This window comes from Desulfobulbus oligotrophicus (assembly GCF_016446285.1).
In the GTDB taxonomy this organism is placed as follows: domain Bacteria; phylum Desulfobacterota; class Desulfobulbia; order Desulfobulbales; family Desulfobulbaceae; genus Desulfobulbus; species Desulfobulbus oligotrophicus.
Map to the genome: position 1 here is coordinate 233128 of NZ_CP054140.1, position 24631 is coordinate 257758.

The following is a 24631-nucleotide window of genomic DNA, read 5'->3' on the forward strand; positions in this document are numbered from 1 at the left end:
ACACCACCAGGAAGTTAAAAGTTGCGCCAACTGTCCACTGTGTACCCGGTTTGGCCGACAGGTGTCAATACAGGGGAATAGCGCCGTGCCGCTGCCGGCGGCACCTGTACCTGCCCGATCACAACAGACAAAAACCGCCCGCCCATCTACCGGTGCGCGGTATTCACAGCCTCCAGGGCCTGAGCTCCCGGACACAGGTCAGCCTCGGTCAGGCTGTTCAGGGGTCGTACACTTGTCTGCAGGATGTCGTGGGTGTCCTGGGAATCCGGGTTCACGTACAGCACACCGGTGAGGATCACGCCCTGCTCCTTATGATCTTCCAGGTTGTCAATGGCCTGCCGGCGATCGGTGATGTCCGGCCCATTGGGATGCTTATGCAGGTGGATCACCGAGCTGTCATGCAGCACCACCTCCTGCACTGTATCGTCGGCATAGTCGGCAGTGATGGTCTGGCGAAACGGGACAAAATCAAAGGTACCGGTCGCTTCACTGTGCTCGCGCACCCAGTGATAGCTCTTGGTTGACTCCGGATTGTTGTTAAAGGTCACACAGGGGGAGATCACATCGATAAACGACAGCCCGTGGTGGGAAAGCCCGGCCTTGATCAGCGGCACCAGCTGCGCCTTGTCACCTGAAAAGCTGCGGGCCACAAAACCGGCACCCAGCTGGATGGCCAGCTCGCACAGATCAATGGACTCAAGCAGGTTGACATTGCCCTGTTTACTTTTGGACCCCTTGTCGGCAGTGGCTGAGAACTGCCCCTTGGTAAGACCGTAACAGCCGTTGTTCATCACGATGTAGGTCATGTTCAGGTTGCGCCGGGCTGCGTGCACAAACTGCCCCATCCCGATGGAGGCGGTATCACCGTCGCCGGACACACCCAGGTAGATCAGATCGCGGTTGGCCATGTTGGCCCCGGTGGCAATGGAGGGCATGCGCCCGTGCACTGAGTTGAAGCCGTGCGATCTGCCGAGAAAGTAGGCCGGTGTTTTTGACGAACAGCCGATACCGGACAGTTTGGCAATGCGGTGTGGAGGCAGGGCCAGTTCAAAGCAGGCGTCGATGATGGCGTTGCAGATCGAATCATGTCCACAGCCGGCACAGAGTGTGGAGAGACCACCCTCGTAGTCACGGCGGTGAAAACCGGCGGCATTGGGCGGCAGGTCGGGATGACGAAAGGCTGGACGGAAAAAAGTCATGATACGCCTCCTGTTTCATTGGACATTGCAGCGACGACAAGACCATGGGCAGCCAGGGTCTCTTCCAGGGTAACGATGAGTTCACGGCCGGCGATCGGCAACCCGTTATAGTGCACCACAGAAAGAAGGGTCTGCGGCGGGACATCACCTTCATTAATAAGGAGTGTGCGCATCTGGCCGTCCCGGTTCTGCTCAATAACAATCACCAGTTCATGGGTACGGATAAAGTCCCACACCTCCTGCTGAAAGGGAAAGGCGCGGATACGCATGCTGTTTATCGGGCAACCGCGCCGGTGGAGCTGATCGATCACCTCGCGGGCAACCGGTGTGGTACTGCCGTAAAAGATCACTCCCACCCGGGCATCTTTCCGGGCAACGGTTATCTCCGGTTTGGGCAACACCTCCTTGGCCGTCTCCCACTTCTTCAAAAGACGCTGCATGTTGCGGGTATAGGCGCCGCTGTCCTCGGTGTAGGCTGAGTACTCATCACGGGAGGTGCCCCGGGTAAAGTAGACCCCCTTGTCGGGGTGGGTGCCGGGGTAGGTCCGAAAACAGATCCCATCGCCGTCAACATCCCGGTACCGCCCCCAGCGCTCGGTCAGGGCATCGAGCTGTTCAGCATCAAGCACCTTGCCCCGGTCATAGCGATGCTGCGGATCCCAGGCAAGCGGTGGACTGAAGTGGTCGTTCATACCCAGGTCAAGGTCGCTTAACACAATCACCGGGGTCTGCAGCCGGTCTGCGTAATCAAAGGCAGCAGCAGTCATCTCAAAGCATTCCCGCGGATCACCGGGAAAGAGCAGCGGGTGCTTTGTATCGCCGTGGGAGGCATAGGCACAGGCCAGAAGATCGGACTGCTGGGTTCGGGTCGGCATGCCTGTGGAGGGCCCGGCCCGCTGCACATCGATCACAACCGCCGGAATCTCGGCAAAATAGGCCAGCCCCAGAAACTCGGTCATCAGGGAGATGCCCGGCCCGGAGGTGGCGGTAAAGGCACGGGCACCGTTCCAGGTGGCGCCGATGACAATACCAATGGCGGCCAGCTCATCCTCTGCCTGCACAATGGCGGCCTTGCAACGCCCGTCCTCTTCCAGACGAAACTTCTGCACGTACCTGCCAAAGGCCTCGATGATCGAGGTTGAGGGGGTGATCGGATACCAGCCCACCACTGTGGCACCGCCATAGATCGCACCCAGTGCCATGGCAGTGTTGCCGTCCATCATGATGGCGTCACCGGTGCGGTCCCGGGGCTGCACCTTCAGCCGACAGGTATCGGGATAGTGCTGACGGACATAGGTGTATCCCAGTTGCAGGGCCTGGATGTTGGGTTCTGCAAGTTGTACATTTTTCCGGTACTGGCTGTTCAAGGCATCGACAAACGGATCAGGCTCCATATCGAGCAGAGCCGCCAGGCCGCCCACATAGACGATATTTCTCAACAGCGGCCGCATCTTGGGTTTGTCGATGGCCTCTGTGACCAGCCGGGTCATGGGAATACCAATGGTAACCACATCGTCTCGCTGAAAATCCTCGGGCAACGGTTTGGAGGAATCGTAGACAAAGTACCCGCCGCTGACAACGCTGTCGTAATCCCGGCGCAGAGTCTGGCCGTTCACCGCAACCATCAGATCAACATCGCCCCGCCGGCCGACGTACCCCTGCTCGCTGACGCGAACCTCGTACCAGGTCGGCAACCCCTGGATATTGGAGGGAAAGATGTTTTTGGGACTGACCGGAACCCCCAGACGAAAGACAACCTTGGCAAAGAGGTTGTTGGCGCTGGCCGATCCGGAACCGTTGATCGTGGCAAAAGAAACAACAAAATCATTTATCCTGTTCAGTGGCTTCATGGCTGCCCCGCTCGTGCTGATTGATAGAAAAACTTCTGCATCTCCCAGGCCGCGGTCGGACACCGTTCGGCACAGATCGAACAGTGCAGACAGACATTCTCGTCCTTGACCATGACCCTGCCGGTATCAAGCGGTGCAGAAACATACAGAGCCTGGCTGCGGTTGGCAGCCGGTGCCTTCAGCCGGGTGCGCAGATCCTCTTCAGTGCCGTTGTCGACAAAGTTAATGCAGCTCACCGGGCAGGCATCGGCACAGGCGTCACACTCGATGCACAGTTCGGCATGAAAGACGGTCTGGATATCGCAGTTGAGACAGCGCAGCGCCTCATCATGGCCCACCTCTGTATCAAAACCGAGCTCAACCTCCACCAGCCGGTCCTTCAGGGTCTTGGCCTTGGCAACCATGGGTACGGCCTGGCGCGCAGTGTCTGTCACCCGGTTATCATAAAGCCAGTCATGGGTCCCCATCTGCTGACCGGCCAGGTTCACCTGCGGTGCCGGCCGTTGATCCAGGGGCCGGTTTTGGCAGAAGAGATCAATGGAGATGGCGGCCTCATGGCCGTGGGCCACCGCAGTGATGATGTTACGCGGTCCAAAGGCGGCATCGCCGCCGAAAAAGACCTGTGGCAGTGACGACTGCAGTGTCAGGGGATCAAGCACCGGCAGCCCCTTCTCATTAAAGACAATGCCGGCATCCGACTCTATCCACGGAAAGGCGTTGAGCTGTCCCACCGCGAGAATAACCTCGTCACAGGGGAGAAACACCGGCTCTTCGCCGGTGGACAGCAGTCGGCGCTGCCCCTGATCGTTGTATACTGCACGCACCCGGTCAAATCGCATACCCGTAAGTTTTCCATCCTCAATCACAAAGGCCAGGGGCACATGATTGTCAATGATGGGAACATCCTCCTCCAGGGCCTCCTCAATCTCCCAGGGCGAGGCCTTCATCTCCTGCCGCGGACTGCGAACAACAACCCGCACATCCTCACCACCCAGACGGCGGGCGGTGCGGCAGCAGTCCATGGCCGTATTGCCGCCGCCCAGCACCAGCACCCGTTGACCAATGGTATTGATATGGCCGAAGATCACCCCGGCCAGCCAGTCAATCCCGATATGAATCCGGGCATCTCCCTCCTCACGGCCGGGCAGATCGGGCAGGTCACGACCACGCGGCGCACCTGTGCCGACAAAGACTGCATCATACCCTTTGCCAAGCATGGCCTGCATGCTCTCAACGCGGTGATTAAAACGGGTGGTTACCCCCATATCCAGGATGTAGTTCACCTCAGTGGCCAGGACTGTTTCCGGCAGACGAAACGAGGGCAGCTGGCTGCGCATAAAGCCGCCGCCCTTTTCCTGATCATCGTACAGATCAACCGTGTAGCCGAGGGGCATCAGATCACGGGCCACGGTCAACGAGGCCGGGCCGGCACCGATCAGCGCCACTTTCTTGCCGTTTTTCCGGTCCGGTATCCGGGGAAACCGCCGGGATACCTGCAGATCACGGTTATCGGCACAGAGTCGTTTTAACCGGCAGATCGCCACCGGCTCCTTTTCCACCCGCCCTCTTCGACAGGCCGGTTCACAGGGGCGATCACACACCCGGCCTAAAACACCGGGGAAAACATTGGACACCCAGTTCAGCATATAGGCATCGGTGTAGCGTTTTTCACTGATCAGGCGAATGTACTCCGGCACCGCAGTATGGGCCGGGCATGCGTACTGACAGTCGATCACACGGTGAAAATATTCAGGATTTTCAATGTCTGTCGGCTTCAAGGCGTTGTCCTCCGGTAACAGGGATAGAATGAAAGACAATAAGAATATCTGTCAAAAATTCAACAGGGAAAAACCTGCCAACAGCTGCCGGTTGTCTGGTCTTCCGCACCGGAATAGACAGTTTTTGTCGGCCTCTTCCTCTTCAGCCCAACCAGGCAACAGGAGCTGATTTTGACAAATCGGCATGACAACAGCGGCCACATGGTGTACACCACATCCAATGTTCGGCAAAAAACGTACTGCTGCATCGGTCACCCAGCATAAAAAACAGCACCCGTGCCTGATGCACACTTATAAAAGCGACCAATGATTTCAAAAGAGTTAACACGACATCCGATACAACGCATCAGCAAAGAGGCAATCAACGAACTTCCCCTGGCCAGATGGGAAGGGCCGATACGGTTGATTACAACACCGGAGGAGGCAAAACAGGTTGCCGCTGCACTGATCGATGCCGGCCCGCTTGGCTTTGATACGGAAACCCGGCCCGCCTTTCATAAGGGGCAGAAGTTTCCGCCCAGCCTGCTGCAGCTGGCCACAGCCGAGGAGGTACTGCTTTTTCAACTCCGCTCCACCGGGCTGCCCGCCCCTCTGCGTGATATTCTCAGCACCGACGGGATCGTGAAGGCCGGGGTGGCTGTTGCCTTTGATCTCCAGACGCTTCAGGCAATTCATCCCTTTGGTGCCGCCGGCTTTGTCGACCTGGCGCAGACAGCCAAACGTCGGGGAATCGGCAACCACGGCCTGCGCGGACTTGCAGCCGTGGTCTGCGGTATCCGCATCTCCAAAACCGCACGCACAACCAACTGGGCCAATCCTGATCTCAGCCCGCAGCAGATTCAGTATGCCGCCACCGATGCCTGGATAAGCCGGGAGATCTACCTGCGCCTCAAAAATCTCCCTGCCCGCGTTCAGTCACCAACCGATGGCGCCCCCTCTCCTGCCAATCCCTTCACCCCCACCTCCGGTTTACCGGCACGACGATAGTAAAAACGGTAGTATCCCAGCAGGTTGCTGCTGATAAACAGGGCTTCCATGAGCACTGCCGTCGGGGTTTGGGCCAGGATATTATGCACCAGCCAGAGACTGGTCCCGATCAACATGATCTGCCGCAACCGTTTATCGTCCTTGCAAAAGGAGCTGATGGTCCCGAAAACCGCACCAAGACAGCTCAGCACACTCAGCATTCCCTGAAAAGTAAACCCGGCAACCAGCAGTGTTGCGCCAATGAAAAAGAACATCACCGGCCTGGCAGTGGTGTAATAACTGGCCAGGAAACGAATCGCGGCAAGGGCGGCAAGCCCGGTGGCGGTCCAGTAACCAAGCAGGGCAAAATGCACGGCAATGAACAGACAGGAGACAATCAGACAGGCGATGATCTGCTGCCGCTGCTTAAACTGGAAGGACAGCAGATCAAAACAGATGGCAACACCAACAAGGATCTGGGAGATGGCAAAAGATGACATAAGGCCCCATTCAGGCAGAGGCGGAAAAGGTATCTTTGTCCGGAAGCCGGCCGGGATGTGCCGGATCGTCTGATGCAGCCTGAATCGCACAGGCTGCGGCTCCGACAAGGGCGGTCTGCGGATTGGTGATGAGGGCAACCGGGATATCCCCGAGCATTGCCTGATACCTGCCGCGGCAAAAGATGCGCATGAACCGTTGCGGCTCAAGAAACGGCTCAACTCTCGCGGCAAAACCGCCGCCGATGTACACCCCTCCCAAGGCCAGGGTTTTGAGGGCAAGGTTGGCCGCCTCATCGGCAAGGATGTCGGTGAGCAGCCGGAGAGTATGCACAGCAATGTCACAGACCGCCTCACCCCGACGGGCTGCCAGGGCCGCCTGCACGATCACCGGTGTCTTGTCGGCAGCTTCGGCCAACTCCTGCTGCAGCCACAGCGGTACCTGCATGCGCTCGGCCAGAAAGGTGAAGAGTTCGGGAACCGCCATGCCGGAGCAGACCATCTCCACGGAAACATGGGCATGGTGCTGCTGTAAAAAACTGAGCAGTTCCATCTGTTCGTCATTCCGGGGTCCGAAACTGGCATGCCCGCCTTCAGAGGCACAGGCAAACACTCGGCCTTCGGGAAAGACAAGAAAGGCTTCGCCCAGTCCGCTGCCCGGGGCCAGTACCGCCACTGCCGAACCTTTTCGGCGCTTGCCCTGGTTGATCACCCGCACATCGGTTGATGCCAGGTGCGGTACGCCCATGGCGGTTGCCACCAGATCATTGACAAGCACCACCCGCTGCCAGCCAAAACGGGTCTGCAGGCCCGGCCCGTCAACAACCCAGTTCAGGTTGGTCATGTGCACGGTGTTTTCGATCACCGGACCGGCCACCCCGAAACAGGCAGAAACCGGTTGCAACCCATTGCTATCTAAAAAACTGCGCAGCAGCTCATCAAAACAAGCCGCCTCTGCATTGCGGTAGGTCTGCTGTCGCAACGGCGGGCCCGGTACAGCGCCGGAGGGTGCAAAAAGGCCCAGGGTGGTTTTCGTGGCCCCGATGTCCCCGGCAAGCAGCACGCCGGCTGTCGAAAGATCCATGGGGTCAGGCCTCCTTCATGAAGCGTATATCCCAGGCTTCGGAGCGGTTGTTATTGGCCGGATTTTCAACCACCCGGAATTCAAAAATCCGGTACGGCTCCTGAAAGTAGTGATCCGAGGTTAAGGTTGACTTGGACAGATGAAAAAACACGGTCTCAGACTGCAGTACATTGTTGTCCAGCCGATAGTAGCGAAAGAAACCAAAACCGCGATCCTGGTTAAAGTTGATCACTGTACCCCGCTGCCACTGATCGGCCTGTTCGCCCTGGGCACCGGCAATGGGCAGCAGGCCCGGAATCAAAAACCCGGAGATGTAGGAGTCGGCCACCTCGCGCAGCTCCTTGTTCACGTTATGAAAGCCGATCACCTCCACCCGGCAGCCGGTATTCTGCAAGGCCACGATCAACCGTAAAAAGTCACCGTCACCGGTGAGCAGAATGATCCGGTCAAGATTGCGCGCCTGGAGCAGCGCATCAATGGCCAGATCCATATCCGCATTGGCCTTGGTGGTTATGTTGCCGTCTTCGTCTTTAAAACGGCGAACATACTTCTTGATGATCTTGAAGCCGCAGTTGCGCAGGATGTTGTGGTAGGCATGCACCTTCTGCCGGTACTCCGGATCAGCTTTAGTACGCTCCAGATCTTCAGCCAGGTAGCAGTTGGCCCGCACCATGACGGAGTGCATGCTGTTGGCTAAATCAACGAGCACATCGTAGCGCATACCGTAGCCGCCACTCATCTTGATATTTTCCGCATCAACGTAGATAGCTGTTTTAAGCATAAAAAATGTCTGTGGTTAAAAATTTCCGGGCAAAGTCTCGCCTGTGTGTTGGAGAAAAATGTACACCCCTGGTGAGTATACAGCAACCACTGCTCAAACGGCCCGACCTGTTGTGCAAAGAGCCGCCCGGACAGGTGCAGCCGGTCTTGCCGTATCAGCGATCGGTTGCCTCACCACGCACCACATCAGCCAGACCGATCAGGTTGTCTTTAAAAAATTGGGCGACCAGGTAGGTTGATCCCTCAGGGGTTAAATGGCCGTAGTCAAAGGCCAGGGGAACAATGGCGTCATTGGCAAGCGAAAGCATACACCCCTGACTGTTGCATAAAAAATCCAGCGGATTGATGAACTGCACCCCTTCCTGTCGGGCAATCCGGGCAATATCCGCATTGACGTCAATGGCTGTCTTTTTGAAATGCCTGTAGGTGCGGGTATTCACCGTGTCGCCCTGAAACCGTTTTCTCAGCATATCGGTCTGATTCACAGTGTAGGTGGGCAGATGACCCACAACGATGATTTTTTCGATACCGATCTCTTTGACAACAGCAAGGGTCTGCGCCAGCATACCCATATCCAACTGATCCCACTTGTCGGTACCGTCGTACAGGGACCAGTACCCGGCCATGATGAGGATATCGGGCCGCACCTCCTGTATCTTTTGCCGGGCATAGGCGTTCAACTCCGTACAGTGTTGGCTGTTCGTCACTGTGCAGTCAAAAATAGGTGGGCAGCCGCTGGCTGTCAACTGAGACAGGTTAAAAGCCAGCCGCTCGGCCTGCACGGCAAGCCCTTTGTATAAAGCGGCGGCATGTGAGTCCCCCCACAGCATGACCACCGGCCGCCCCGGTGTTGAGACCGAGGTACAGACGTCGGCATAGGCATCGCTTGTCTCAAGGGTTGCATCAAGAAAACAGGTGCCCCGACGGTAATCTTTGTTCCAGTTGTACTGCTGCACCTGACCGATTTCCTTGTTCAGGATATTGATCGAACGAAACGGCCAGCCGCTGTTTTGGGCGGTACTGATACCGATACAGCCAAAGAGCACCATCAGCACGACCAGAGCCGGCGTCTTTCCAGCAGCAGGTCGACCAAAGCGCACTCTCTGTTCAACAAACCGGTAGGTCAGCCAGCTCAGCACAACAGCAAGAACAACCATTGTCAGCCGCGTGCTCAGCCTGGGGATTTCGCCCTCAATAACCCTGGCAAAGGAAAGCAACGGCCAGTGCCACAGATACAGAGGAAAACTGATCAACCCCACCCAAACCGCAAGCGGATTGGCCAGGATGGTGCGGTTGACCCATGCCCCGGGCCCGGCTGCAATCAGCAACACCGCACCGGCCACCGGGATAACAGCCAACAGGCCGGGAAAGTTGTCGTCTTTATGTATACTTGTAAATCCATAGACCAGCAGCGCAAAACCAAGCAGCGAGAGCCAGTGGGCAACAACCCGGGAATCAGGCCGCATGGAAACAGCAGCCGAACCGGACACCTCCGTCGGGTACAGCGCTGTCTGCCCACCAGCAGGTGACTGTTTCACAAAAAGGGTGTACCAGGCGAGTACACCACCGGCCAGCAGCTCCCAGAAACGGGTGATCGGCGAGAAGAAGGCAAAGGACATGTCCCGATAAATCCCCAGCATGTTGGCTGTAAACGAGACAGCCACAACAACAGCTGTCAGAGCGACAACACTTTTTTTTCGTTTCCAGAACAACCGGAGCAACAGCGGCCAGATGATGTAAAACTGCTCCTCAATGGCCAGACTCCACAGATGGAGAAGCGGCTTGGTTTCTGCCGAGGTATCAAAGTAACCGGCCTCTTTCCACAGAACAAAGTTGGAAACAAACCCCGCACCGGCAGCCACATGTCTGCCCAACCGTTTGTACTCGTCGGCAAGCAGTACAAACCAGCCGATCAGGCAGCAAAACAGCAGGACAAGCAGCAGTGCTGGAAATATGCGCTTGATACGACGGGCATAAAATTCAGTAAAGCTGAAGGTACCCCTGGTCAAGTTTTCGAACAGGATGGTTGAGATAAGAAAACCGGAGATGACAAAAAATATATCAACGCCGATGAAGCCGCCTCTGAGGCAATCCGGAAAGGCATGAAAGAGAACCACCGGTATCACGGCAACCGCGCGCAACCCGTCGATGTCGGGGCGATATGTCGGGGATGACAGACGAACGGGCGAAGAGGACATGGGGCGCAATAACAGGAGCTGCTACCTGAGGACAGAAAATAGAATGCTCGGCAAAGACGGTCACGTACCGACAAAGGGGTCGATTATAGACGGTCTGCTGCGGATTATCAACACGACAATATTGCTTTTACACACAGCGCAGCAGGGCTGAACGCCAAGACACTCTGCTCTCAAGATGGTGATTTCCGGCGCACTCGTACCTGACAGACGCATCCGAAGTGACAGGCTGTCGTACAGCACAGGCGGGGTACACACAATTGACGGCTGTTCGAGTACCTGTGAGCCGATAGCGCAGGTGGTCAAAATACTCATGCCACCCCGGACATCTTCCTGCTCCGCGCTCAGCTGCAGTTCTGAAAAAGGCTGGTACCTACCCTATTTATGTTTCCTGTTGACCTTGAGCTGTGACTTGTGCTCGTCATACGTGCTGACAATACCGTCTTGTTTGAGACGTTGAAGCAGTGCGCGGTCAGCTGACGTGTTCGGTATCTGCAGTCTTGCACGACCAACTTCGATCAGATCTGGGTAATCACCATCAAGTGTGCGCAAAATCGTGAAAAGCTCATCTGTCCTTATCGATACCAAGTGAGGCTCAAGCAGCTTAACAGGATGTCCTTCAACAACGGGCAAGATCATTATGTAATTATTTTAATAGCAGTTTTCTTCAAAAAGTTGAAGGCTCTAGATCTTGTTCTTTCGTCCACTTTTGAGCTTTTATGATTGTTTTCAGAGCCTCGCATGTACTTCCACTGATGATGATTTTTCTTGCTTTCGAGACTCTGGTTTGACAGGCTTTTAATGAATACCCTTTTTCATCATGGATAATGTTTACTAAATCTGAGTACTCAATATTGTTGTCCTTGAATTTTTCGAAATATTCAACGAAACACATTTTACCAACTGAATTTAATAATCTTTCCATAATCTTTCCTATCAGTTTGGCCTTGTCATCTATGACACCATCATCTTCATTTACATAACGATTTAGCTCAACGGGCGGCGAAGCCGTCCGCTGGAGCGACCTGTTAAGCCGCAGCGTCACCGCACACGTATCTCTATAAGTACTTTTGATAAAATTTCTTAACATCTGGGTTCCTGATTCTCTGTGAGAACTCATCAATGTTTACCCCAAGTTGCTCGTATGACTTGCTAGGAATGAGAACTCGACCGTTGGGTTGAAGTGAAAAGTTCACGATTTCGTTCGGAATGGTGCGCGTACGGGTCATAAAGCAGTCAAACACAATGCCGTTCAAAACAACGGACTGCATGATAAAATGGTCTCCATATCTCCCACGACCCATCGGAAAGAGAATGCCGGGAAGAAATTTTCCGTCCAATGTTCCTTTTGATAGGAGGATTGGAAACTCTGTGCCCGCAGGGACTATATGCTGGTCTAGCAAGTTCCGAAAATCTTCTTCATACGGGCCAAGTTTATACAAGGAAAAAAGATTGTGCTGAGCTATGCTCATTCGCCAAAAGATCGAGAGCATCGCCATCTTCACGCTGCTGTAGTTCACTCCATTTACCACCGTGACGGTACCCACTTGGGTCGTGCTGCAGGTCGTGTAACTATCAGATATAACTTGAGCCACAAACCGACTCAGTTCCCCCTCCCATTTTGAGAGCTTTGTCTCGCAGACGGCGCAAAGTAAATTTTCACGGTATCCCTTTTGTTCAATGGCCAGTCGCTCTTCCTCGTCGAGTGCAATAGCGGTGAATTTGTGAGTTTTTGTGTATACGCGTTTGTAGAAAAATTCAGGGATGATGTGTGATTTAAGCAATATCGATGCGGGTGTTCGACAGAGTGCACACGTACCTACAGTTGTCACTGAATCTCCTTCTTGTGACCTAACGCCCCAGCTCACCGGCTGGCAGTATGCGGCGAATCCGCAGGATGGCGGTCAGGTGCAGCGCCTTGTTAGCCAATGGGTGATTGGAAGCGCTGATTTTTAATTGACATGACGGTTGCGATTTGCCCCATGATTCCTACAGCTAACTTTCAATTAACCCTCAATTGCTACATCTCGACCACAGTAACGGCACACTTTGGCATCGGGCTTAATGAGTTCTGCACAGTGCGGACATTTTTTCATACCTTCGGCGATTTGTTGCTGCTCGATAGCGGCGTTGTCGGCCTTCATGATGAGAGCGTGCGGCAATGCGACTATGAAGAGCGCGGCGCCGTATAGCCACCATAGACCCAAAAACTTGCCTTTGCCCTTCGCAATTGTGGCCGGAATGAGACCAATAAGAACTGCAATAATTAGAACCTCCATACTACCCTCTAAATTAACGATTGTATGTCTTGCCACCAGTGGAAATGCTATAGAGCCACGAACTATACGGAAGCCTGGCCAATATAGTTGCCCTATCAAGAACAGCGCTCATCACCATGCCCCTACACAATAGACTGACACCCCCCCTGTATCCTTTCGCACATCGCATCGGGACTGTCGATGAATTCGGTTTTGTTCAACCGAACGATGAGGACCGTCTTGCCTTCCGGTAACGCGCCAATGGGAGGGATGACAAAAAACGTCAATTGTGTGTAACTGATGATGGCTACTACGACAAAGATGACGAGAGCTACACTTTTCTTGTGTTTCACTTCTTACTTCTCCAAGGTAGCAGACTGATACCGATTAAGGGCTAACGTTTGAGCTCAGGCGCCGCCGAAGGCGGTCGCTTGCAGCGAAGGGTTAGGTTTCATCGCTCTTCTCGGCAGTGACCTTGAGCTTGCCATTTGCTTGCTGTTTGGCTAGCGGCTCAACACGACGATAAACAGACAACAAAATCTTGAGCTTCATCGCTGGGTTACTCTGGGTCTTGAGATCAAGGGCAGCAATTTGCTCGGCGGACAGCTTGAAGATGTTCTGGAGCTTCTCGGACTGAGTCTCGCAAAACGCGAGTTGACACTGCGTCAGTTCCAACTCCTTGTTGGATATGTCGATCTTGGTCAACTTCCTTTCGGCGCAGCCCTTCTGTATGTTTCGATAGGTTTCGTGCGCCATGTTGATTGACGAGCAAACTGCTTTGACGATGGCCGCAATTCCAACTGCGACGACCAGTAGCTCCTGGAGTTCTATGAAACCAGGCGATGCATAGCGAATGCGTTGAATCTCCGGCCGCAGCTTCGTCGGAATCTTGTGGAAGAGTTGATTGAAAAAATTGACCGTGCTATAGCCGCCGCGCCAAGGGAACTTGCCATAGATGTAGTCGACCTCTTCTCGCCGTGCTGCAGGCAGATTCGGAAGCAGCGAATAAATGAAGCCGTACATCTGGATGTAGTCCTTTGTGACATCTGATAGCTCCTCGAGGTGCCAGCGGCCATCAAGGCGAAGCTTGGTTTTTTCTGGTTCAAATGTCATGACGATCCCGAATTAAGCCTAACAAGGTATTAGCTGGGCGGAATCGTCCAGCTAGTCGGCCATGAAAAACTCTCAACGAGTTGGAATATATGGATAAAAATTGAAAAATATAGCACTGTAAATTGCAGGATATTGCACTTTTCCCCTTCAATTTCTGGTGATTTTCGATGCAGCCGAAGAAGCAGATTTCCAGCCCCCAGTTGGACATGTTCCGCAACCGTTTGGAGAGCATTCTCAATCATCGTCATGAGTTGTACCGGCTGAGTGGGCTGATCGACTGGGGAGTGTTTGAAAGCGAGTTTGGCAAGCTGTACTCTGAGGAAGGCCGGCCGGGGCTCCCGATTCGTTTGCTCGTAGGCCTGACCTATCTGAGCCATGCGTTCAACACGTCAGACGAAGAGACGGTACGGCGGTGGGTGGAGAACCCGTACCATCAATATTTCTGCGGGGAAGAGTACTTTTGTCATGAACTGCCGATCGATCCGTCTTCGTTGAGTCGCTGGCGAAAGAGGATAGGTGAGCAGGGATCGGAATTGATCCTGCAGCTCACGATAAAGGCGGGGTTGACAAGCGGAGCGGTTGCGCCGACCAGTTTGGAGCGAGTGATTGTTGATACGACTGTTCAGGAAAAGGCGGTGGCGTTTCCGACCGATTCACGATTGTACAACCGCAGTCGGGAACGACTGGTCAAGTTGGCTGCGGTTTGGGGCATTCGTCTTCGGCAGAGTTACTCCCGTCTTGGACGTCAGGCCTTGTTAAAGGCCGGCCGGTATTTTCACGCCCGCCAAACCCGAAGAGCCCGTCGGGAGGTAAAACGGCTGAAGACCTATCTGGGCAGGGTGTATCGGGACATTGTGCGCAAGATCGAAGGGCAGCAGGCGCTTGGCCCAGTGCTTCTTCCCGAGCTTGCCCTGGCTGAGCGGTTGTTGACGCAGCAGAAACAGGACAAGAACAAGCTCTACAGCCTGCATGCACCGGAAGTCGAATGCATTGCCAAGGGCAAGGCACACAAGAAGTACGAGTTCGGGGTCAAGGTGAGCGTGGCCACCACCAATCGAGACAACTTCGTGGTGGGCATGTTGGCTGAACCTGGCAATCCCTATGATGGCCACACCCTGGGCAGGGCCATTGAGCAGGTGCAGCGGATCACCGGCTGCACCGTTCAACGCAGTTTTGTCGACCGGGGCTACCGTGGTCACAAGATCAAAGAACCCCAGGTGTTGATCTCCGGTCGCAGGCGGGGAATGACACCGCAGATGAAGAAGGAACTCAAGAGACGCAGCGCCGTTGAGCCGGTGATCGGCCATATGAAGGCGGATGGCAAGCTTGGACGCAATTACCTGCTGGGTGAGTTGGGCGATAAAATCAATGCCCTGCTCTGTGGAGCAGGGCACAATATCCGTCTTATCCTCAAGAAGTTGAGGGAAAGGTTGTTTCTTCTTTTTACCGGATTGCTTTTGGTCCTCTGGTGCCGCTTCGATGGGCAAAAAAAGGGTGCCGGAGCGATCGCCCCGGCAATATGAAAAAAGGCTTTTTCAAGGACGACCAGCTAATACACTCAATGGTCTTGTTAACGATAATAGCACAAAAACATGTCAAATTTATTATATTTCAGAATGAAATGATGCTTAAAAATCCAATGGGCTTTTTGCCTCTTTTGCCGTCTTGCCTGGTATGCAGTGGGTATACATCATCGTTGTTCTCACATCGGTGTGTCCCAGCATCGTTTGGATTGTCCGTATATCGTAGTCAGCTTGTAAAAGATGGGTCGCGAAACTGTGGCGAAAAGTGTGCGATTTGACCCGCTTAGTAAGTTTTGCCATCCGGGCGGCTCTTTTCAACGCGCCCTGAACGTGCGATTCATGCAGGTGATATCGTCTCCATTCTTTTGTTCCTGGAATCGGGGTCAGTTCCTTTTTGTGGCAGCAACCATTGCGGATGAAATCTTTTACAACAAACGGATACTTCTTTTCGAATGAACCGACAAGAATTACTCCGGCATAGCCTGTTGCCACATCTTGTTCATGGAGTTCGCTCACCACCGCCAATTGGTTTTTCAACTATCTCCACCCATGTCATCAAAGAGATGCGCAGTTCGGTGGCGAGTCCGCTCGATGTGCCGGGCTGGCAGCGGGTGTTTGGGCGATTCCTGAAGGATGCAGAGATGTGCGGATGAGAGATGAGTGGCGCTCTGCGCGAGCGGGCTTGCGTCATCAGGGAATTATAGGTATGCTCGCACTTTTTTCCTTTCGTTTATTCGGGTGCCCCTCATGCATCTCCCTGCTAAAGATACATGCGGAGGAAATATGGCAGTTCTCTGCAGCACAACGACCGAAATTTTTCAAACACACCAGCCGTCCGCACTCCACAGCGTTGGCCGGCGTACATAGTGACAAGATCAACATGAATACCGAAATGCTCTGGGTCCTCGGCTTGCTGGCCGCCTGCGTCGTCGCCTTCATCGCCAATCGCCCGCGCATGGACGCGGTCGCCCTTCTTGCCCTGCTCGCCCTCGTGTTGAGCGGCACGCTTGATGTCAGTGAAGCGCTGGCCGGTTTCAGCGAGCCGAGCGTGATCCTGATCGCCTCCTTCTTTGTCATTGGCGAAAGCCTGGTGCGCACCGGTATCGCCTTTCGTGTGGGCGATTGGCTGGTCACAAAAGCCGGCAACAGCGAGACGCGGCTGCTGGTGCTGTTGATGCTGGCGGTCGCCGGCCTCGGTTCGGTGATGAGTTCCACCGGCGTGGTGGCCATTTTCATCCCGGTCACTTTGAGTGTCGCGACACGTATCGGAGTCTCCCCCAGCCGACTGATGATGCCGCTTTGCTTTGCCGGTCTGATGAGCGGCATGCTGACCCTGGTCGGGACGCCGCCCAACCTGGTGGTCAATGGCGAGCTCGCCCGTGCCGGATACCCGGGGTTCGCCTTCTTCGACTTCACTCCAACAGGCGTTGTCGTGCTCATGGCCAGCATCGGCTACATGCTACTGACGCGGCGCTGGCTGGCGAACAAACCGGAAAAGAGCGCGCCGTCGGGCAAGCGTCGTCGGCTACGTGATCTGGCGCAGGACTACCAGCTTCTCGGACGCTCCCGCCGCCTGCTGATTTCTCACGATTCGCCGATGGTCGGCCACACCCTGGGCGAGCTGGAACTGCGCACGCGTTACGGCGCGAACATCGTCTCCATTGAACGCCAGCGCCAGTTTCGCCGTGTCATGCTGACGCCTGCGGTCAACCGCGAAATACTCGCCGGCGATATCATCCTCGCCGATTTCGCCGACGGCGAGCCTGACATCGAGCGCTTCGTCGCCGACATGCAGTTGCAGGATTGCGGACTCAGAAACGATCTGTCGCACGAACTCGGTCTTGCCGAACTCCTCGTCCCCCCCGACTCCATCCTGATCGGCAAGTCGATCCTCGAGTCGCGCATACGCTCGCAGCACGGTCTTAACGTCATGGGCCTGCGCCGCAGCGGCCAGCCGCTGAGCGACAACCTGCTGCAAGAAAAATTGAAACCGGGTGATACGCTGCTGGTCGCCGGCACCTGGAAGGCGATCCGCCTGTTGCACACCCAGTCGCACGACTTTCTCGTGCTCAATCTGCCGGCAGAGATCGACGAAGCCGCTCCTGCCGCACAGCAGGCTCCATTCGCCCTGCTCAGTCTGGCGATAACCGTCGGGCTGATGATCAGCGGCATAGTGCCCAACGTCATCGCTGCGCTGGTCGGCTGCATGCTGATGGGTGCCTTCCGCTGCATCGACATGGAGAGCGCCTACCGCTCGATTCACTGGCAGAGCCTGATCCTGATCATCGGCATGCTCCCCTTTGCCCTGGCACTGCAAAAAACCGGCGGCATCGACTTTTTCGTGTCCGCCCTGCTCGGCTTCACCGGCGAGGCTTCGCCGCGAGTGGTGATGGCCTCCCTGTTCGTGCTCACCGCAGTGGTCGGACTTTTTGTCTCCAACACCGCCACCGCGGTGCTGATGGCGCCGATCGGCATCGGTGTGGCGCAGCAGCTTGGTGTATCCCCTTATCCGTTCGCAATGACGATCGCGCTCGCCGCCTCCGCCGCTTTCATGACGCCGATATCGTCACCAGTGAACACCCTGGTACTCGGTCCCGGCAACTACCGCTTCATTGATTTCATCCGCATCGGTGTGCCTTTCACCGTGATTGTACTGCTGATCTGCGTCAGTGTGCTGCCGTTACTGTTCCCGCTGTAAGGCCTATGCATCAGCAGCAACATTTTTTGCTGCCAGGCATTGTTGGATGATGCTACCCGCAAAGCACAAAAAAGCCCATGTACACATGGGCTTTTATACTCCTTGGACTGATGAGAAAAACTAGGGACACTTCCCTGTTTTTGTGCGTGGCCTCCCCGGTTCGGGTAGCCAAGCGGATGGCATTATCAGTTTCTTCATCTTCTTCTCTGACAAAAGCTGCATACGCGCTCCGCTGCTGAGGAGAGAACCACGGCGTTGCATCCGGCAGGGGCTCGTTTATTCCGATAATGTGGGCTTTGGCGCTGGACCAGCAATATGTCTCCGCACTCACCGCCAAACCGGCCTTCAATGGATTACGCTCGATGAGCGAGCCACTGCTAATACCTTCAAATACGTCTGTCGGTCCTCGTCATCGAAAAAGACGGTGACGCGATTATTACCGCGCTGTGTGATATGGATGCGGATAGCCAACCACTATAATGCGTGCAATTCCTGGCATGGTGCGGATAATGCTACAAAGCTGATAGCTCGCTATAGATAATATGGGAAGTGTCCCTGGTTTTCCTGGTTTTCTCCGTGTGGACTGCCGGGTTGGGCCTCACGTGCTTATCGCCTCTTGCGTATCTTGGGTGGTAGTCCAGTGCGAGCAGCATGTTCCTGTTGGAGACTGATTAAAAAGTCCCTGTAAGACGGCCCAATTTCCCATGCCGTAGCCTGCATATCATTCCATCGGGACTTTGAAACGTAGTTTGGGTCCTCCCGAGGATATACATGTCGGTAGCCGTCCCTCTCCCTAGTGTCAGCCACGCGCGCATTCAGGAAGCCAACGTCAAATAGGTACTTCCATAACTGAAAGGCGTCGTCCTCATCTCCTGGTTTTAGCGACCGACCGAACAGTTGAAGACCAAAGTTCGCGCCGTTGCGGAGCAAGTGATCCTTAATAGTCTCTGACTTGGCCTTGAACGAGCCGTGATCGTATTCAAGATCAGAGAAGGTTCGAATGACTTGTTCAATCTGAGGGCAATCAAACTCTGATTCTTGGGCAAGGAGCGATACTCGTTGCTTAGAGAACTCGATCATTTCTTTTGCAAAGAGATCATCAGGAATCTTCCCAAACCCGGCAGTATTCGCAACTTGAGCCAATGCATTCACAAGTTGGACTGCATCGCGTGGACGCTCTCTTGACCGAACTACTATGAGATCTGGCCAACTACTTCGCTGGTCTGTGGTCGGTATTAGAGGATTCTCAGGCTCGAAAAATAGTTTCCACGTCTCTGATGAATTAGGTGCAAGCTCACGAGCTGCCAACTCAATACGCCTTTCAATAATTTTGTGAATGTGGGTGCGTGTGGGACTAAGGAACCTGACGAGCCCGGCAAAGTGGTCTGTTTGATCTCTCTGGCCAGCGCGATCACTCGTAATGCGACGCCAAACCTCTTCGCGAAGCGAAATCACGCAACGAAGCTGCTCGATCTTCTGTGCAAGCTCTCTGGCGGCTAACAAGAATCCCCAAATTCGATTCAAGTGTCCCGGCCTATCGGGTGCGGCAACTTGGTCTGTGTCATCAATGAATAGATAGAAGCCAGATTGTGATTCTTCTAAGTTGCTCTTGATGGCCTTCAATAGCTGATTGCGGTTAGCAACAGATGTGGTCGGTAGGAGCGATGAAATATCGACCTCAGTCAATGGCTTTGCGAGCTTTGGCAGCAAATGGGCGAGCTTGTCCACTGTGTTGCGGTCACGAAGACCAGCAGTAACAGCTTCTTCATAGAGAACCTTATCTTGTTCCGACACTAGACCGGAAACCGACGAGCCGAGGGTTCTGGCAATTGTCCGAGACAACTCCTGGAATGCTATGCGGGTCACCTCACCAACGGAGGCCGTCTCAGGAATAGCGCCGAGTTCAAGATCGAGCGGTTTTAGTTGAACAGCAGGCACACTTGTTAACTTAAAGACCGCCATTGAGAAGTCGATGATTGCGCTCTTTCCACTACCCTTCTTGCCGATCAATACGCGCGGACTGAATGGCGGAGGTGAAATAATGTCAGCGTACTCATCAAGTTGAACGAAGGCTTTTCGCAGAATGTGCCGCTCTCCTTCTGTTGTTCCCGTTGGAAAGTACTTAAGCAACGTCTCTAGTGACTTCATCAGTGACTCCAGAACGGAAGGGGATTTCGATGCAAGGATTATTGAGGCCCAACAAGGTATTAGCTGGACGGGATCGTCCAGCTAATACACTCAATAGTGTTGTTAACGATAATAGCACAAAAACATGCTAAATCTATTATATTTCACGGTGAAATAATGCTTAAAAATCCAATGGGTTTTTTGCCTCTTTTGCCGTCCTGTCCGGTATGCAGTGGGTATACATCATCGTTGTTCTCATATCGGTGTGCCCCAGCATCGTTTGGATTGTCCGTATGTCGCAGTCAGCTTGTAAAAGATGGGTCGCGAAACTGTGGCGAAAAGTGTGCGATTTAACGCGCTTAGTGAGTTTTGCCATCCGTGCGGCTCTTTTCAACGCGCTCTGAACTTGCGATTCATGCAGGTGATATCGTCTACATTCTTTTGTTCCTGGAATTGCCGGTATGTCTTGTAATATTAACAAGTTCATAAATTAGCGGACACATGGTATATTCTGCTCACGAACGAATTCGATGGACGTAAAATAAATCGCAAGGCCCTTGAAGAGATCCGCATACGTGCTGTGAAGCGTGTTGAAGCGGGCGAGAGCCCCGAAGTTGTCATCAAGGCGTTGGGTCTTACTCGACCTCGCATCTACGAATGGATTGCCAAGTATCGAGAAGGAGGAATCGAGGCACTGAGGAGCAGCAAGGCGAGTGGCCGCCCTTCGAAGCTGGCCGGCAAGGATTTGCAGAAAATCTATCGCTTGGTTGTCGGCAAGGATCCTCGACAAGTGAAATTTCCCTTTGCGCTTTGGACAAGGAGTATGGTGCGAGAACTGATCAGCCGGGAGTTCAGTGTTCGATTGAGCGATGTCTCTGTTGGCCGATTGCTGCACAAACTGGGCCTGAGCCCGCAACGTCCGATCCATCGCGCCTATCAACAGGACCAGACGCTTGTCGTCGACTGGATGGCCAAGGATTTTCCTGCGATCAAAAAACTGGCCAAGCAGGAAGGTGCTGCTATCTATTTTGGAGACGAGGCCTCTGTTCGATCTGACTATCATTCCGGAACCACCTGGGCTCCTAAGGGGAAGACACCGGTGGTTGCAACGACCGGTGCCCGTTTCAAGGTGAATGTGCTCTCCGCGATCAGCCCCAAAGGGGAGCTGCGGTTTATGGCTACGGAGAAAACAGTGAACTCCGAAGTGTTTTGTGAATTCCTCGACCGATTGATTGCCAATGCCACGGCACCTGTCTTTTTGATTGTCGACAATCATTCCGTTCATCGCTCGGAGAAAGTTCGAGAGTTTGTCCGAAATACAAAAGGTAAATTGAGACTCTTCCACTTGCCGCCCTATTCCCCCGAGCTGAACCCCGATGAACTTGTATGGAACTATTTGAAAAACCATAACATAGGGCGCATGTCGCATGGCGGCAAAAAAGAATTCCAAGAACGAGTTGCCACCATCATGCAATCGCTTTAAAAGCTCACGGATAAGGTGAAGGGATTCTTTCGCCATCCTATCATCAAATACACCGAAATGTTCGGTGATTTATGTACTGATTAATACCAAAATACTTGATGCGTGACGGAGAGTACCCCAATCCCCGTATCTCTTTTTTTCCGGTGAAATGACTGGTTATGTTCTTTTAAGGTCTCGCTTTGCAACTTCAACAAGTTCTTTTAATGCTTTATCGTGTTCTTGATATTCTTGCTCATAGAATTCAAATCTGGGTTCATTAAAGTAATCAAACTGTTCCCTTCTTCTTAATTCTTGTAGAATATCAATAGCTTCTTGTGATATATAGAAAGCACCTATGTCAGTAGCTTTATTTAATGAAGATGAAGCTCTTATATATTTTTGAAGTAATTCCCGTTCTCGTTCATCAGATAATCCAGTACCTTGCCCATAGTCTTCTTTATGTATTCGGAAGTATTTAATCATGTCATATAGAGCTACAATAATCTCTTCATATGCTTTTTCACGTCTTGTGATTTGAGATTTGAAGCTCTCAAGTTTTATGTCATATTCATGCTTAACAGAAGCTTTTAGCCTTTCTAACAACCAATTACGGCCTAAATACATTATTAAAGCAGCCAAGCTAACACTACTGATCGAACTGAGTAGTGCTAATATGATATTTTCCATATATCTCATGAACATAACGACTTGAGTGAATTTCCGAATCTGGAGCTTGCAGATTCTAACTCTGCCCCATTCTCAAAGTTAGCTCTACCTGCTGATTATGCATAAATCCTTTTTGCTATTATGGACTGCTTTGTATGAAAATAAATTTCAGGATAAAAGCTCATTTCCATTTATTTCTTACAAAATCTTCCGCCTCTGATAGTCTCCTCCATCTTTCTTTGACTTCTCCTTTCCACATCGCTATACCAATCATAGCAAGTACAATGGCTATTAAAGGACGTTGTTTATTTAGGGCTACTATAGCCGAAATAATCCAAAACAAACTTGATGAGAGCCAAGTGAGTTTTTCAATTTTTAGTTTTAGCAATTTTACTGTTTTTTCTTTCATCTTGTTCTTTAAGTACCATTATTAATGCCCATTCTTTTTTTGGCATAACAAGGTATTAGCTGGACGGAATCGTCCAGCTAATACACTCAATAGTGTTGTTAACGATAAAAGCAAAAAACATACCAAATTTATTATTTCACAGTGAAATGATGCTTAAAAATCCAATGGGTTTTTTGCCTCTTTTGCCGTCTTGCTCGGTATGCAGTAGGTATACATCATCGTTGTTCTCACATCGGTATGCCCCAGCATCGTTTGGATTGTCCGTATGTCGCAGTCAGCTCGTAAAAGATGGGTCGCGAAACCTGCCTCGGAAATCTCAAGTTCAATGCTGCCAGGCATTGTTGGATGATGTTGGATGATGCTACCCACAAAAACAAAAAAGCCCATGTCAACATGGGCTTTTCTACTCCTGGGGCTGATGAGAGGTAATGAAGGCTTAGGGCGCAATCACTCCCACTCGATGGTGGCCGGCGGTTTGGACGAGATATCGTACACCACCCGGTTGACGCCGCGTACCTCGTTGATGATGCGGTTTGAGATACGGCCGAGCAGCTCGTAGGGCAGCTGCGACCAGTCTGCGGTCATGGCATCGCGGCTGTCCACCGCCCGAAGCGCAATCACATGCTCGTAGGTCCGGCTGTCGCCCATGACTCCCACGGTCTGAATGGGCAAAAGCACGGCAAAGGACTGCCACACCTTGCGGTACCAGCCGCTGTCCTTCATCTCTTCCAGCACAATGGCATCGGCCCGGCGGAGGATGTCCAGCCGCTGGGCAGTGACCGGCCCCATGATGCGGATACCCAGGCCCGGTCCGGGGAAGGGCTGGCGGTAGATCGCCTCCTCGGGCAGCCCCAGTTCCAGCCCCAGCTCACGCACCTCGTCTTTGAAGAGTTCGCGCAGGGGCTCGATCAGATCAAGCTGCATCCGCTCGGGCAGGCCGCCGACGTTGTGGTGCGATTTGATGGGTGCCTTGCCCCGGAAGGACACCGACTCGATCACATCCGGATAGAGGGTTCCCTGGGCAAGATAGCGCACGTTTGCCAGTTTTCTGGCCTCAGCCTCGAAAATTTCAATAAAGCCGTAGCCGATGCGTTTCCGCTTCTCCTCCGGATCGGCAATACCCTCCAGAGAGGAGAGGAAAAACTCGGTGCCGTTGACATCAATGACCTGCAGGCTCGTTTTTTCCCGGAAGAAGCGAAGCACACTTGCCGATTCGCCGGTGCGCATCAGCCCGGTATCAACATAAATACAGGTAAGCTGATCACCAATGGCACGATGCACCAGGGCCGCCACCACCGAAGAGTCCACACCGCCGGACAGGGCGCAGATCACCTGATCATCACCCACCCGGGCACGAATTTCCGCCACTGTGTCCTCGATAAAGGACTGCATGGTCCACTCCGGCCGACATCCGCAGAGACCGAAGATAAAGTTGCGCAGTACATCAGTGCCGATCAGGGTATGGACAACCTCAGGATGAAACTGGATGGCAACAAAGGGCTTTTCCAGATGCCGCAGGGCGGCACAGGGTGAGTCCGGGCTGGTGGCGGTGACGGCAAAACCCGGGGCAGGTTCCTTAATCCGGTCGCTGTGGCTCATCCATACCTGAAAACGGGCCGGGGCAATCTCCAGGCCGGCAAACAACCCGCCGGTGTACTCCACTGTGAGCCTGGCCTTGCCGAACTCCTGTTTATCAGCACGTTCCACCTGCCCGCCCAGTTGCACGGTCATCAGCTGGGCACCGTAGCAGATGCCGAGAACAGGCACCCCGAGCTCGTAGATACCCGCATCACTGAACGGCGCATCCTCGTCATGCACACTGGCCGGACTGCCGGAGAGGATGATACCGGTGGGCTGCATGGCCCTAAGCTCAGCAAGCGGCAGGGTATAGGGGTGAATTTCACTGTACACCTTCTGTTCGCGGATACGGCGGGCGATCAGCTGCGTGGTCTGCGAACCGAAATCAAGGATAATTATTTTCTGGGCATGAGTGGACATGGCTGTTGCTCAGTCTGTGGTTGACAAG

Annotated in this window: 23 protein-coding genes; 4 read left to right on the top strand and 19 right to left on the bottom strand. The window is 53.5% G+C overall.

Annotated elements, in window-relative coordinates:
* Nucleotides 1-146: 146 nt before the first annotated feature.
* From HP555_RS01020 to HP555_RS01030, 3 genes are read right to left on the bottom strand one after another with little or no spacing between them, the layout of a single operon-like run.
* Entirely contained in the window at nt 147-1199 is a 1053-nt protein-coding gene (locus HP555_RS01020; RefSeq protein ID WP_199263368.1) for a 2-oxoacid:ferredoxin oxidoreductase subunit beta, read from the bottom strand.
* On the bottom strand, nt 1196-3049 hold the full coding sequence (locus HP555_RS01025; RefSeq protein WP_199263369.1) for a 2-oxoacid:acceptor oxidoreductase subunit alpha: 1854 nt from the start codon (nt 3047-3049) through the stop codon (nt 1196-1198). The genes HP555_RS01020 and HP555_RS01025 overlap by 4 nt, the downstream gene beginning before the upstream one ends.
* Nucleotides 3046-4827, bottom strand: coding sequence for an FAD-dependent oxidoreductase (locus HP555_RS01030; RefSeq protein WP_199263370.1), 1782 nt, complete (start codon nt 4825-4827; stop codon nt 3046-3048). Before HP555_RS01030 ends, HP555_RS01025 begins: the two co-directional genes overlap by 4 nt.
* Before the next feature lie 306 nt (nt 4828-5133).
* Between HP555_RS01030 and HP555_RS01035 the strand changes: the two genes are divergently transcribed.
* Nucleotides 5134-5814 carry a 3'-5' exonuclease gene (locus HP555_RS01035; protein WP_199263371.1) on the top strand — a complete coding sequence of 227 codons (681 nt, stop codon included), beginning with the start codon at nt 5134-5136 and terminating at the stop codon, nt 5812-5814.
* Here HP555_RS01035 and HP555_RS01040 read toward each other — a convergent pair.
* The 9 genes from HP555_RS01040 to HP555_RS01080 form a co-directional block, all read right to left on the bottom strand.
* Nucleotides 5739-6293 carry a YgjV family protein gene (locus tag HP555_RS01040; RefSeq protein ID WP_199263372.1) on the bottom strand — a complete coding sequence of 185 codons (555 nt, stop codon included), beginning with the start codon at nt 6291-6293 and terminating at the stop codon, nt 5739-5741. The two genes, HP555_RS01035 and HP555_RS01040, sit on opposite strands and share 76 nt — an antisense overlap.
* Before the next feature lie 10 nt (nt 6294-6303).
* Entirely contained in the window at nt 6304-7374 is a 1071-nt protein-coding gene (locus tag HP555_RS01045) for a glucokinase (protein ID WP_199263373.1), read from the bottom strand.
* Between the two features lie 4 nt (nt 7375-7378).
* Nucleotides 7379-8155, bottom strand: a complete 777-nt coding sequence (locus tag HP555_RS01050; protein ID WP_199263374.1) for a LabA-like NYN domain-containing protein — start codon at nt 8153-8155, stop codon at nt 7379-7381.
* Between the two features lie 154 nt (nt 8156-8309).
* Nucleotides 8310-10352, bottom strand: coding sequence for an acyltransferase family protein (locus HP555_RS01055; protein WP_199263375.1), 2043 nt, complete (start codon nt 10350-10352; stop codon nt 8310-8312).
* A 60-nt stretch (nt 10353-10412) separates the two neighbouring features.
* Nucleotides 10413-10664 carry a hypothetical protein gene (locus HP555_RS01060; RefSeq protein ID WP_199263376.1) on the bottom strand — a complete coding sequence of 84 codons (252 nt, stop codon included), beginning with the start codon at nt 10662-10664 and terminating at the stop codon, nt 10413-10415.
* A 352-nt stretch (nt 10665-11016) separates the two neighbouring features.
* Entirely contained in the window at nt 11017-11439 is a 423-nt protein-coding gene (locus HP555_RS01065) for a hypothetical protein (protein ID WP_199263377.1), read from the bottom strand.
* A complete protein-coding gene (locus tag HP555_RS01070) occupies nt 11408-12181 on the bottom strand; it encodes a hypothetical protein (protein ID WP_199263378.1) in 774 nt (257 codons plus the stop codon). The genes HP555_RS01065 and HP555_RS01070 overlap by 32 nt, the downstream gene beginning before the upstream one ends.
* 174 nt (nt 12182-12355) lie before the next feature.
* The gene (locus HP555_RS01075) at nt 12356-12628 is read right to left on the bottom strand and encodes a zinc ribbon domain-containing protein (protein WP_199263379.1); all 273 of its coding nucleotides are present in this window, start codon (nt 12626-12628) and stop codon (nt 12356-12358) included.
* A 423-nt stretch (nt 12629-13051) separates the two neighbouring features.
* Nucleotides 13052-13720 (bottom strand): hypothetical protein, encoded by a 669-nt coding sequence (locus HP555_RS01080; RefSeq protein WP_199263380.1) that lies wholly within the window; start codon nt 13718-13720, stop codon nt 13052-13054.
* Between the two features lie 167 nt (nt 13721-13887).
* Between HP555_RS01080 and HP555_RS01085 the strand changes: the two genes are divergently transcribed.
* The gene (locus HP555_RS01085) at nt 13888-15243 is read left to right on the top strand and encodes an IS5 family transposase (protein WP_199261827.1); all 1356 of its coding nucleotides are present in this window, start codon (nt 13888-13890) and stop codon (nt 15241-15243) included.
* Between the two features lie 105 nt (nt 15244-15348).
* Here HP555_RS01085 and HP555_RS14170 read toward each other — a convergent pair whose 3' ends face one another.
* Nucleotides 15349-15780, bottom strand: coding sequence for a tyrosine-type recombinase/integrase (locus tag HP555_RS14170; RefSeq protein ID WP_199263381.1), 432 nt, complete (start codon nt 15778-15780; stop codon nt 15349-15351).
* Nucleotides 15781-16123: 343 nt separating this feature from the next.
* On the opposite strand from HP555_RS14170, the gene HP555_RS01095 reads away from it, so the two are divergent.
* On the top strand, nt 16124-17941 hold the full coding sequence (locus HP555_RS01095) for an SLC13 family permease (RefSeq protein ID WP_408639837.1): 1818 nt from the start codon (nt 16124-16126) through the stop codon (nt 17939-17941).
* Between the two features lie 606 nt (nt 17942-18547).
* Here the strand turns inward: HP555_RS01095 and HP555_RS01100 are convergent.
* Nucleotides 18548-20089 carry a P-loop ATPase, Sll1717 family gene (locus HP555_RS01100; protein WP_199263383.1) on the bottom strand — a complete coding sequence of 514 codons (1542 nt, stop codon included), beginning with the start codon at nt 20087-20089 and terminating at the stop codon, nt 18548-18550.
* Between the two features lie 160 nt (nt 20090-20249).
* Nucleotides 20250-20555, bottom strand: a complete 306-nt coding sequence (locus tag HP555_RS01105) for a tyrosine-type recombinase/integrase (RefSeq protein WP_199263384.1) — start codon at nt 20553-20555, stop codon at nt 20250-20252.
* A 78-nt stretch (nt 20556-20633) separates the two neighbouring features.
* Between HP555_RS01105 and HP555_RS01110 the strand changes: the two genes are divergently transcribed.
* Nucleotides 20634-21551 carry an IS630 family transposase gene (locus HP555_RS01110; RefSeq protein WP_332908655.1) on the top strand — a complete coding sequence of 306 codons (918 nt, stop codon included), beginning with the start codon at nt 20634-20636 and terminating at the stop codon, nt 21549-21551.
* Between the two features lie 156 nt (nt 21552-21707).
* Here HP555_RS01110 and HP555_RS01115 read toward each other — a convergent pair whose 3' ends face one another.
* The 4 genes from HP555_RS01115 to guaA form a co-directional block, all read right to left on the bottom strand.
* Nucleotides 21708-22217, bottom strand: coding sequence for a hypothetical protein (locus HP555_RS01115; protein WP_199263386.1), 510 nt, complete (start codon nt 22215-22217; stop codon nt 21708-21710).
* Between the two features lie 160 nt (nt 22218-22377).
* Nucleotides 22378-22605: a hypothetical protein gene (locus tag HP555_RS01120; RefSeq protein ID WP_199263387.1), complete on the bottom strand. Its 228-nt coding sequence runs from the start codon at nt 22603-22605 to the stop codon at nt 22378-22380.
* A gap of 153 nt (nt 22606-22758) precedes the next feature.
* Entirely contained in the window at nt 22759-22992 is a 234-nt protein-coding gene (locus tag HP555_RS14330; protein ID WP_199263388.1) for a tyrosine-type recombinase/integrase, read from the bottom strand.
* 60 nt (nt 22993-23052) lie between these two features.
* The gene (guaA, locus tag HP555_RS01130; protein WP_199263389.1) at nt 23053-24603 is read right to left on the bottom strand and encodes a glutamine-hydrolyzing GMP synthase; all 1551 of its coding nucleotides are present in this window, start codon (nt 24601-24603) and stop codon (nt 23053-23055) included.
* Nucleotides 24604-24631 lie beyond the last annotated feature (28 nt).

Excerpts from the sequence above, each read along its gene's own strand:
- HP555_RS01025 (WP_199263369.1), bottom strand. The coding sequence starts at position 3,049 with ATGAAGCCACTGAACAGGATAAATGATTTTGTTGTTTCTTTTGCCACG.
- HP555_RS01040 (WP_199263372.1), bottom strand. The coding sequence starts at position 6,293 with ATGTCATCTTTTGCCATCTCCCAGATCCTTGTTGGTGTTGCCATCTGT.
- HP555_RS01055 (WP_199263375.1), bottom strand. The coding sequence starts at position 10,352 with ATGTCCTCTTCGCCCGTTCGTCTGTCATCCCCGACATATCGCCCCGAC.
- HP555_RS01045 (WP_199263373.1), bottom strand. The coding sequence starts at position 7,374 with ATGGATCTTTCGACAGCCGGCGTGCTGCTTGCCGGGGACATCGGGGCC.
- HP555_RS01020 (WP_199263368.1), bottom strand. The coding sequence starts at position 1,199 with ATGACTTTTTTCCGTCCAGCCTTTCGTCATCCCGACCTGCCGCCCAAT.
- HP555_RS01060 (WP_199263376.1), bottom strand. The coding sequence starts at position 10,664 with ATGAGTATTTTGACCACCTGCGCTATCGGCTCACAGGTACTCGAACAG.
- HP555_RS01115 (WP_199263386.1), bottom strand. The coding sequence starts at position 22,217 with ATGGAAAATATCATATTAGCACTACTCAGTTCGATCAGTAGTGTTAGC.
- guaA (WP_199263389.1), bottom strand. The coding sequence starts at position 24,603 with ATGTCCACTCATGCCCAGAAAATAATTATCCTTGATTTCGGTTCGCAG.
- HP555_RS01080 (WP_199263380.1), bottom strand. The coding sequence starts at position 13,720 with ATGACATTTGAACCAGAAAAAACCAAGCTTCGCCTTGATGGCCGCTGG.
- HP555_RS01105 (WP_199263384.1), bottom strand. The coding sequence starts at position 20,555 with ATGAACTTGTTAATATTACAAGACATACCGGCAATTCCAGGAACAAAA.
- HP555_RS01065 (WP_199263377.1), bottom strand. The coding sequence starts at position 11,439 with ATGTTAAGAAATTTTATCAAAAGTACTTATAGAGATACGTGTGCGGTG.
- HP555_RS01095 (WP_408639837.1), top strand. The coding sequence starts at position 16,124 with ATGAATACCGAAATGCTCTGGGTCCTCGGCTTGCTGGCCGCCTGCGTC.
- HP555_RS01100 (WP_199263383.1), bottom strand. The coding sequence starts at position 20,089 with ATGAAGTCACTAGAGACGTTGCTTAAGTACTTTCCAACGGGAACAACA.
- HP555_RS01085 (WP_199261827.1), top strand. The coding sequence starts at position 13,888 with ATGCAGCCGAAGAAGCAGATTTCCAGCCCCCAGTTGGACATGTTCCGC.
- HP555_RS14330 (WP_199263388.1), bottom strand. The coding sequence starts at position 22,992 with ATGGGCTTTTTTGTTTTTGTGGGTAGCATCATCCAACATCATCCAACA.
- HP555_RS01075 (WP_199263379.1), bottom strand. The coding sequence starts at position 12,628 with ATGGAGGTTCTAATTATTGCAGTTCTTATTGGTCTCATTCCGGCCACA.
- HP555_RS01050 (WP_199263374.1), bottom strand. The coding sequence starts at position 8,155 with ATGCTTAAAACAGCTATCTACGTTGATGCGGAAAATATCAAGATGAGT.
- HP555_RS01120 (WP_199263387.1), bottom strand. The coding sequence starts at position 22,605 with ATGAAAGAAAAAACAGTAAAATTGCTAAAACTAAAAATTGAAAAACTC.
- HP555_RS01035 (WP_199263371.1), top strand. The coding sequence starts at position 5,134 with ATGATTTCAAAAGAGTTAACACGACATCCGATACAACGCATCAGCAAA.